Here is an 8,419-nt window from a genome sequence, read left to right as displayed (position 1 = left end):
CGAGTCCCGTCCAGTCCGCCATTTCATTACCCTGACAGGTAATGATTGCAGTTAAGTGACAAAATTTAGTGACACATTTGGGTGATTAGCTCAGCTGGGAGAGCATCTGCCTTACAAGCAGAGGGTCGGCGGTTCGATCCCGTCATCACCCACCATCATTCTTAAAGAACGGTCTTTAAGATTGGTATCAGCGGACTGGTAGTTCAGTTGGTTAGAATACCGGCCTGTCACGCCGGGGGTCGCGGGTTCGAGTCCCGTCCAGTCCGCCATTTTAAAAACGTTTTACTTTAGCTGTACCAACCAATCGTTCGCTCTGGCGCACTCTTGGTATTGAAAGATCCTCCGATTTCCTCTGCTCGATTCGCACGTATCCTTCCTGATCTGCCTTTCTTAGTAATCATCGGTTTTCATCTTGCTGTAACAGTACAGAATTAACTTACGCCTGCCTTAGCGCTGAATGATCTGAGCACAGGAACTTTAAGAGAGATTCATGCTCTGAAGAAGCGCTGACAGTTGTACGTTCTGGCACAGGGTGTGCTTAACGTAAAACAACCACAACAATAATCCTGAACATGGAGGTAGTTATGTCTGACTACATCGAAGATCTTCTGGAAGTCGGTTTTGACGACTACGAAGACGACGTGGACGACGCGGTAGAGATGTAAGCTCTGCCCGACCGTTCGCGGAAACGCCCTGGCGCCTCGCCAGTCCAGCGTTTAAATGCCCGCTGAAATGCCGTCGCTGATCCGAAGCCTAATACATAGGCTATTTCACCCAGAGTCAGCGACGTATCCCGCACATAGCTCACTGCAAGATCCCGCCGCGTATCATTTAATACCTGCTGAAAACTGCACCCTTCATCGGTTAAACGCCGCCTGACCGTCCAGGGCGCCATATTCAGCCGCTGTGCGACTTGCTCAAGGGTTGGCGTCTGACCGTTTAACAGCGGACCAATGGCACGCTCTGTCAGCTCACGGAAAGTTAAACCGAGACGCACCCGTTCCAGCTCGCGGTCCGCCAGCTGCTTTAATGCCGAATACGTCGATGCACAACGCTGCTGAACCGGTAAATCCAGTGCCCAGTCATGCAGCACAACCGCATTACGCTCTGCACCAAAATGAACCTCACACTGAAAAATATCGCTGTAACGCTCCCGATAAGCCGGTGCTGAGAATTCAAATTCAACCCGTGCCAGCAGGTCATGACGACCACTGAGCAGTTGCATAAAGCGGTTCCAGCCTGACAATACCGAATCAACGACAAACAGGTTGTATTCGTTATACGGACTGATGGAATAAAACTGCGCAACGCCCCTGCCCTTTTCCAGCAGAAACTGCGAACGGCCACGGGCGTTAAAGCTCGACAATAATTCATACTCGGTCAGCGCCCTGCAGGCACTGCGGATATCCGCGGCACTCTGTGCCAGCAAACCCGCCAGGCCCATCGCCGGAGGTGATGTCAGACGGCCCATCTCCAGTCCCAGCCAGGGCATTGAAAATTCCTGAATACAGGCATGCCCCATACGCATAAAACGCGGAATGCTGATACGTGCATCCGGTGATGCCAGCTTTATCTCATCCAGCTGATACTGAGCCAATACAGCCTGAGGCCGGGCACCGGTTACTTCCACCGCACGCGCCATCAACTCCACATAAGCCACCGAAATATCACCGAGTCTCATCGTCTTTTTCTGTTATTAAAATAAAAAAGCATTATCACTGGCCCTGCTGCTGCACGCAAAGCCTGCAGTAGCATAAAACGCAGACATAAAAAAACCTGCCAAAGCAGGTTTCAGAAGCAGGCAAAGGATCAGGCATCAAACCCGCCATCCTGTTGTTTCACGGAGGTCTCAGCAGGCTGATATTCCTGCTCATTCTCAGCGACCTGTGGTTCATAAAAATCCAGCAGAAAACGATAAGACAGCGACAGCATCACCAGCGAAATCAGACTGGTAATATAAGTACCGAACGCTGCCACATAGCTCAGTACAGAGTGATCCAGCATAAATAAGGCTAAAAAAGGCGACGCCAGAGCAATGGGCACAATAAATACCACCAACACAAGACGCGAGCCATTACCCTCACTTAATGACCAGGCGCGTTTAAGATCACTTTTCTGCCCCAGAGCCAGCTCCGGTAAAGTAATCGAAAGCCGCGACCAGATATAAAGCGCTGGCAGAATGCCGGCCACTGCCCCTAACCAGGCTTCCTCCTGACCGATAAACAGCATGGCGACCAGCATGGTGCAGAAAAAAACCACCGCGCCAATAACCCCCAGCAACAAGCCCCGCAGCAGATAACGGAACTCTTCCCGTCTCATACCGTGCAGTGCATTGGCGTCCCATTTATCCTGTGGCAGCAGCGTAAAACGATGGCAAGACGTGGCAAACACCACGCTCAGCAAAATCGAAACAATCAGGAAGCCAAACTGGCCAGCATAGTTATTCTCGGCCAGAAAGGTCGAACTGCTCCAGTCAACCAATGCCAGAATTAACATGGCTGGCAAAAACATTTTGATCACCGCTGCGCGCTTTGACCAGAGCAAGGCAACCGCTTCGCTTACCAGATCAGCCACAGGCAGATCGGCACTTAATCCTAAAGGGCTTTTCATTTCTGTTTCCTTCTTTTTATGTCTGTGTCCCTGAAAGAAAAAAGACAAAAAAAACGGTGGCAGCGCCACCGTTTTAATTTTTTGCCACTCAGCCAGCCGGAGGAATATCCCCATGGCGTGCTTTATGGCGGGCAATAATGCGTTTCGGGCTGAGCAGATAATGCGCCAGAGCCGGCAGCAGAATCAAGGCACCCAGCATGTTCCACAGGAACATAAAGGTCAGCAGAATACCCATATCGGCCTGGAATTTAATCGGGGACAGAATCCAGGTTGCCACACCAATTGCCAGAGTGATACCGGTGAAACTTACCGCCTTACCGGTAGATTTCAGTGTTTCCAGGAAAGCTTCCTGCAGGGTCTTACCGGCAATAAGCATCACTTCCAGACGGCTGTAAATATAAATGCCGTAGTCGACACCAATACCCACACCCAGTGCAATTACCGGCAGCGTCGCTACTTTCACACCGATACCCAGATAGGTCATCAGCGCCTGGCTCAGCACCGAAGTCAGCGCCAACGGAATCAGAATACAGGCCACCGCAGTGAACGAGCGGAAGGTCATAAAACACAGCACAAAGACCACAACGTAAACGAAGATCAGCATCGTATCCTGCGCATCGGCGATTACCTGGTTGGTAGCCGCTTCGATACCGGCGTTACCGGATGCCAGCTGGAAACGCACCGGTACAGAATCGATTTCTTTATCCGCAATTGCCTGTTCAATTTCGGCAATGGTGTAGCCGAAATATTTTTCGTCAATGTTGTCGTCGTACTGCGCCTTAAATTCCTCTACAGCCGCGACGGCGGTTTCCAGAGTCTCAGCTTTATGGTCATTCAGGTAAACAATAACCGGTGCCATAGAGCAGTTCGGATTCAGCAGACTGCTTGGCGCACGCTGAATAGAGGTATTCAGAATGGTCTGGTTACGCGACAGTGCTGACCAGTTCAGGTTGCCTTCGTTCATCGCTTTGGTAACCAGCTTCGATACGGTGACCAGCGAGGTTGTTGACTGCACACCCGGTACGTTTTCCATGTACCACATAAAGCGATCCACGGCGTCCATTACCTTGAAGCTGTTGCACTGCTCTTTAGCGGTTTCAACCATCACCACCAGAACATCAGAACTGGTTGAGTAGTTGGACACCATAAAGTCGTTATCAAGGTTGTAGCGCGAGTCAGCACGTAATTCTGGCGCACCTTTATCCAGATCACCGATTTTCAGGCCCTGGCTCATCTGATAGCCGAATACAGCCATCACAATGGCAATCACAATAGGAATCGGCGCCACTTTCGGGCTGGCAAAATAAGACATTGCCTTCCACAGTTTCGGCTCGGATTTTTCGGTTTTCTTGGCGTGACGCACACCGGCTTCGCTGATACCGATAAAGGACATCACAATCGGCAGCAATACCAGGTTAGTAACGATAATCATCGCCACACCGATACTTGCAGCAATCGCCAGTTCCTGAATTACGCCAATATCAATAAACAGCAGCGTCAGGAAGCCCATCGCATCACTTAACAGAGCAAGCATGCCCGGTACATACAAACCACGGAATGCCTGGCGGGCAGCCTGCAGCTTGTCGGCACCTTTACCGGATTCAATGGCGATACCATTAATAATCTGTACCGCGTGACTGATACCAATCGCAAACACCAGGAAAGGCACCAGTACCGAGTACAGGTCAACGGTGTAACCCATCAGCGCCAGTGCACCCAACTGCCATACCACAGCAATCAGCGATGCAATGATAGGAACCAGCGTACCTTTCGGGCAACGCGAATACAGGTACAGCAGAATGGCAGTCATCGCCATCGCCGCCAGGAAGAAGTAAACAATGGACTTTGCACCATCCAGTAAATCACCCAGTTTCTTCGGCGTACCGGTGATGTACACGCGGTATTTATCGTTGCTGTATTTGGCGCGGATTTTATCTTCCAGGTCCTGGGAGAACTTCTGGTAACTCAGCTTGGCACCGGTTTCCGGATCGTATTCAACCAGCGGTACGTCAATAATGGATGAGCGGAAATCGTTGGATACCAGACGGCCAACCTGACCCGACTTCAGTACGTTCTGACGAACCTGTTCCAGACTTTCCGGGCCACCATCATAGGTACTCGGAATAACCGGTCCACCCTGGAAGCCCTCTTCCGTTACTTCCGTCCAGCGGGTATTCGGCGTCCACAAAGACTGCATACCGGAACGGTCAACCCCTTTAACGAAGAATACTTCATCGTTAATTTTGCTCAGGGTTTCCATATAGTCTTTAGTAAAAATATCGCCCTCAAGTGCTTCGATCGAAATCTTCACATTGGCGACACCGCTCTTCATGTCATCTTTATGTACCAGAAAATTCTGGATAAAGGTGTGGTTCAGCGGAATGTATTTCTCGATGCTGGAGTCCAGTTTTACCTTGGTCAGACCATAGGCAAACAGCAGGGTCAGCAGACCTAGGACAATCATAACCAGCATGCGGTTATTAAACAGAATGCGTTCTAAAGCCGGCTCTGTCTCTTTCGACAGGATGTAATGTTCCGGCTCTGTAGAAAAATGGTGCTGTTGTTCAGCCATGATTAAAAATCTCCCGCCGCCATGCTAATGCTCTGATCAATTAACTCGCCGGCAGCATTAAGGCGCTTAACACCCGCCTCGCCAACAATAATAAAGTTACCGTCTGATGCTTCTGCAACCGCTGCAAAGGCTTTGCGCCCTTCCAGAATCGATGCTTTTGGATTCTGCATCTGAGCATCAAAAATCACCACTGAACCACCATTGCCGACCAGCAAAGTATGCTTACGGCCAATAGTGCCGGACAGTAACGTCTGCTCACTGCCTGTGGCTTTTTCATCCCAGCTGATGCCACCATCAACAGAACTGAAGACGTGACCACGGAGACCAAACATAATCTGCTTATCGCCGGCGGCAATCAGACCGAACAGTGAACCTTCATACGGAGAGTCCATGCTGTGCCAGCTCTGGCCCAGATCATCGGAACGCAGGATCATGCCCATTTCGCCAATCATCGCCAGAGAGCGCGGGCCTACCATGGAAATTGCATTCAGGTGGAGGCGATCAGGATTCGGTAAGCGTGAAGACACGTCTTCCCAGGTCGTGCCGCCATCCAGGGTGTAGAAAAACATGCCATAAGCACCAACAGCGTAACCGCGCTTGGCATCGTAGAACCACACATCCAGGAAAGGTTTGGTAGAGCCTGTGCTCTGATCGTACTGGGCATCCTGCAGACCATAGGTTGCGGTTTCCAAAGCCATTTCAGCTTCTTCAATGGCAACATCATCGCCGGCCGCTTCAGCCGCTTCGAGACGATCTTTGGCACGCTGTTTTGATTTGGTTGCTGCAGCAACAATGGCGGTATTGGCCTGATAGCCATCGAACTGTTTAACCCAGGTCTTACCGGCATCTGATGAGTGCAGAATGACACCATCGTGACCAACCGCCCAGCCGTAATCACCGGATGGGAAATACACAGCCGTCAGGGTAACCGATACCGGAACCCTGGCCTGAGCCCAGGTTAAGCCGTCATCGTCGGAATAGACAATATGACCATGTGACCCCACGGCAACAAGACGGCGGTCTGCCCGGACAACATCAAGTAACAGCGTCTGATGAGCACGCTGAGTCTGTAAAGCCGGGGTATTAAGAGGGTCCTGCCAGGCTGCCTGAGCTGAAACTGCGCTTAGCAGTACGCCAAGAATCAACCCAACCCGGGTAAAGCCCATCGCCAGCGCTCTTCCCGTAGCACGAGCGTAAGACTGAACCAAATCAGAAAACATAAGGAGCTCCGTTTTTATAGTAATGTCGGAAGGCGGCTAGTCTAGCCGACTGATTTATCATTGACTAACGTCCAGTTGTTACAGAATGTAAGGGGAAAATCGTCTGTTTTGACCCTTAAATACAAGAACGGATGAGTAAAACTCATCCGTTCGTTTGCCCGATCAGCGCTTACCGCGGCGGCGCAATTCGGCCGGAGTAAAGTAGCGATCCCCCGGAGGCTCATTGGTATAGTCAATGGTCCCCGCTTCTTCATTATCCAGCCCCTGCACGTGATAGCGCTTGGCTTTCAGATCATGGAACACATCCATCGTGGTCCAGGTTACCGGCAACTCGTAATAGGTTTTCATGTAAGCCATGTTCACACGCCAGAGATCACCGGCCGAATCGTACTGGTCAGCAACCGCAACCCCCCAGGTATCTTCGTCCAGGTAGAACACACGCTTGTGATATACGTGACGCATACCGTCTTTCAGGGTTGCTTCAACAATCCATACACGGTGTTTTTCATAGCGGGTGTAATCAGGATTCAGATGACCCGGTTTAATCAGATCTTTATAGCTGACCTTATTTGAACTGAGCTTGTAGCTGTTATAAGGAATATAGATTTCCTTTTTACCCAGCAGCTTCCAGTTGTAACGATCCGGAGCACCGTTATACATGTCCGTGTCATCGGCATAACGCAGACCATCAGCCGCTGCAATCGGAGTATCGTAAGCCAGGTTAGGCGCACGGCGTACACGACGCTGACCAGCGTTATAGCCCCATGCCTGACGTGCTTCATCCACCTGGTTCAGGGTTTCATGAACCAATACCGCACCACCCGCCAGACGCGCTGGGGCTTTGGTAAATGACAGGTAGTAGAACAGAATATTGTTCAGATCTTCGATGCTTTTATCACGGCGATAAAAGTTGAATTCAACTTCCTGCTGTACCGTTACCAGCGAGAAATCACCATCAACATGTACGGCAATTTCAGACGCCCGGCGGGTTAAATAAATGCCGCGCCAGCGTGTTACGTGGTTCCAGATGGCTTCCAGACCGGTTTTGGCAAGCGGAAAAGGAATCCCACCATAGGCATACATCAGACCATTGCCGTCTTTATTCAGCTCGGCACGGATAGCGTTTTTGTAGGTATTTTCGTACACCCACTCAGGTGCAGCTGCCGTACGACGGGTCTCATAGACCGGCATTTTAAAAGTATCAGGATATACCTTGAATAATGCCTTCTGGCCCGGGGTCAGGTACTCGGCATACTGCTTCATATTGGCCGCCGTAATGACAAACAACGGTTTATCTTTGGCGTACGGATCAATATGGTGCTGGCCAGGCTTGTTATAGCCCACCGGCGGCAGATTCAGACCACCACGCCAGGGCGGAATATCACTGCCATTACCACTACGTTCAGCTCCCAGCGGTGTCAGTTCCCCTTTCAGGCGATCCGCTTCTTTAACGGATACTGCCGCCATTGCCGTCGGCATTACAAACGCCAACGCCAATGCACCAGCCGCTATCCACTTATTTTTTTTCATTATGCGACCTCAACTACACCGCAGAGTGCGGCAATCTTCCCCGAAGCAAGAATAAAGAAACTTGCAGCGATGCTCAAATCAAACTCTTGCTGACAACCTCATACACGTCTTTGGATAAAGCGCCATGCTGCATAATGCGTTGCAACTCGGCTTTCATCAACTCCGATAATTGCGGCACCAGACGCCGCCACTTGGTCAGTGGCGTCAACAGACGTGCGGCGATCTGCGGATTACTGTCATTCAGACGCAATACCGCATCGGCCAGTAAACGGTAGCCGGCACCATCTTCACGATGAAAATGACACAGCGCCTGATTGGCAAATGCCCCCAATACCGAGCGTACCTTATTCGGGTTACGCCAATCGAAGGCGGTATGTGCCAGAAGCTGCTGAATAAATTCCACCTTACCCAGCTCTGCCGAACCGGCCTGCACCGACAGCCACTGATTCACCACCAGCGCATCCTGTGACCACTGCTGATAGAAATC

6 protein-coding genes and 2 tRNA genes are annotated in these 8,419 nt (G+C 50.9%); 2 read left to right on the top strand and 6 right to left on the bottom strand.

All coding sequences use genetic code 11. The features are described from left to right. Positions 1-79 precede the first annotated feature (79 nt). Together B3P58_RS19825 and B3P58_RS19820 are read left to right on the top strand one after the other, a co-directional pair. Positions 80-155, top strand: a tRNA-Val gene (locus B3P58_RS19825). A gap of 37 nt (positions 156-192) precedes the next feature. After that, positions 193-269: transfer RNA gene (locus tag B3P58_RS19820), tRNA-Asp, on the top strand. Between the two features lie 359 nt (positions 270-628). Here the strand turns inward: B3P58_RS19820 and B3P58_RS19815 are convergent. The 6 genes from B3P58_RS19815 to B3P58_RS19790 form a co-directional block, all read right to left on the bottom strand. After that, the gene (locus B3P58_RS19815) at positions 629-1,681 is read right to left on the bottom strand and encodes an AraC family transcriptional regulator (protein WP_145469458.1); all 1,053 of its coding nucleotides are present in this window, start codon (positions 1,679-1,681) and stop codon (positions 629-631) included. Positions 1,682-1,809: 128 nt separating this feature from the next. After that, positions 1,810-2,610: a hypothetical protein gene (locus B3P58_RS19810; protein ID WP_286720022.1), complete on the bottom strand. Its 801-nt coding sequence runs from the start codon at positions 2,608-2,610 to the stop codon at positions 1,810-1,812. 88 nt (positions 2,611-2,698) lie between these two features. Then, positions 2,699-5,083: an efflux RND transporter permease subunit gene (locus tag B3P58_RS19805; RefSeq protein WP_371736694.1), complete on the bottom strand. Its 2,385-nt coding sequence runs from the start codon at positions 5,081-5,083 to the stop codon at positions 2,699-2,701. A 101-nt stretch (positions 5,084-5,184) separates the two neighbouring features. Then, the gene (locus tag B3P58_RS19800) at positions 5,185-6,402 is read right to left on the bottom strand and encodes a YCF48-related protein (RefSeq protein ID WP_145469455.1); all 1,218 of its coding nucleotides are present in this window, start codon (positions 6,400-6,402) and stop codon (positions 5,185-5,187) included. Positions 6,403-6,564: 162 nt separating this feature from the next. After that, complete coding sequence (locus tag B3P58_RS19795) at positions 6,565-7,932, bottom strand: DUF1329 domain-containing protein (RefSeq protein WP_145469454.1); 1,368 nt, start codon at positions 7,930-7,932, stop codon at positions 6,565-6,567. A gap of 73 nt (positions 7,933-8,005) precedes the next feature. Further along, positions 8,006-8,419, bottom strand: a 414-nt coding sequence (locus B3P58_RS19790) for an aminopeptidase N C-terminal domain-containing protein (RefSeq protein ID WP_286720018.1), incomplete at its 5' end; no start/stop codon positions are given.

The sequence above is a fragment of the Thalassolituus sp. UBA2009 genome (genome assembly GCF_002335285.1).
Classification (GTDB): Bacteria; Pseudomonadota; Gammaproteobacteria; order Pseudomonadales; family Oceanobacteraceae; genus Venatoribacter; species Venatoribacter alkanivorans.
Note: the sequence above shows the minus strand (reverse complement) of the source record. Positions and strands in the feature narration are given on the sequence as shown.

Coding starts and splice junctions, on each gene's coding strand:
- B3P58_RS19810 (WP_286720022.1), bottom strand. CDS start 2,610: ATGAAAAGCCCTTTAGGATTAAGTGCCGATCTGCCTGTGGCTGATCTG.
- B3P58_RS19815 (WP_145469458.1), bottom strand. CDS start 1,681: ATGAGACTCGGTGATATTTCGGTGGCTTATGTGGAGTTGATGGCGCGT.
- B3P58_RS19800 (WP_145469455.1), bottom strand. CDS start 6,402: ATGTTTTCTGATTTGGTTCAGTCTTACGCTCGTGCTACGGGAAGAGCG.
- B3P58_RS19805 (WP_371736694.1), bottom strand. CDS start 5,083: ATGCTGGTTATGATTGTCCTAGGTCTGCTGACCCTGCTGTTTGCCTAT.
- B3P58_RS19795 (WP_145469454.1), bottom strand. CDS start 7,932: ATGAAAAAAAATAAGTGGATAGCGGCTGGTGCATTGGCGTTGGCGTTT.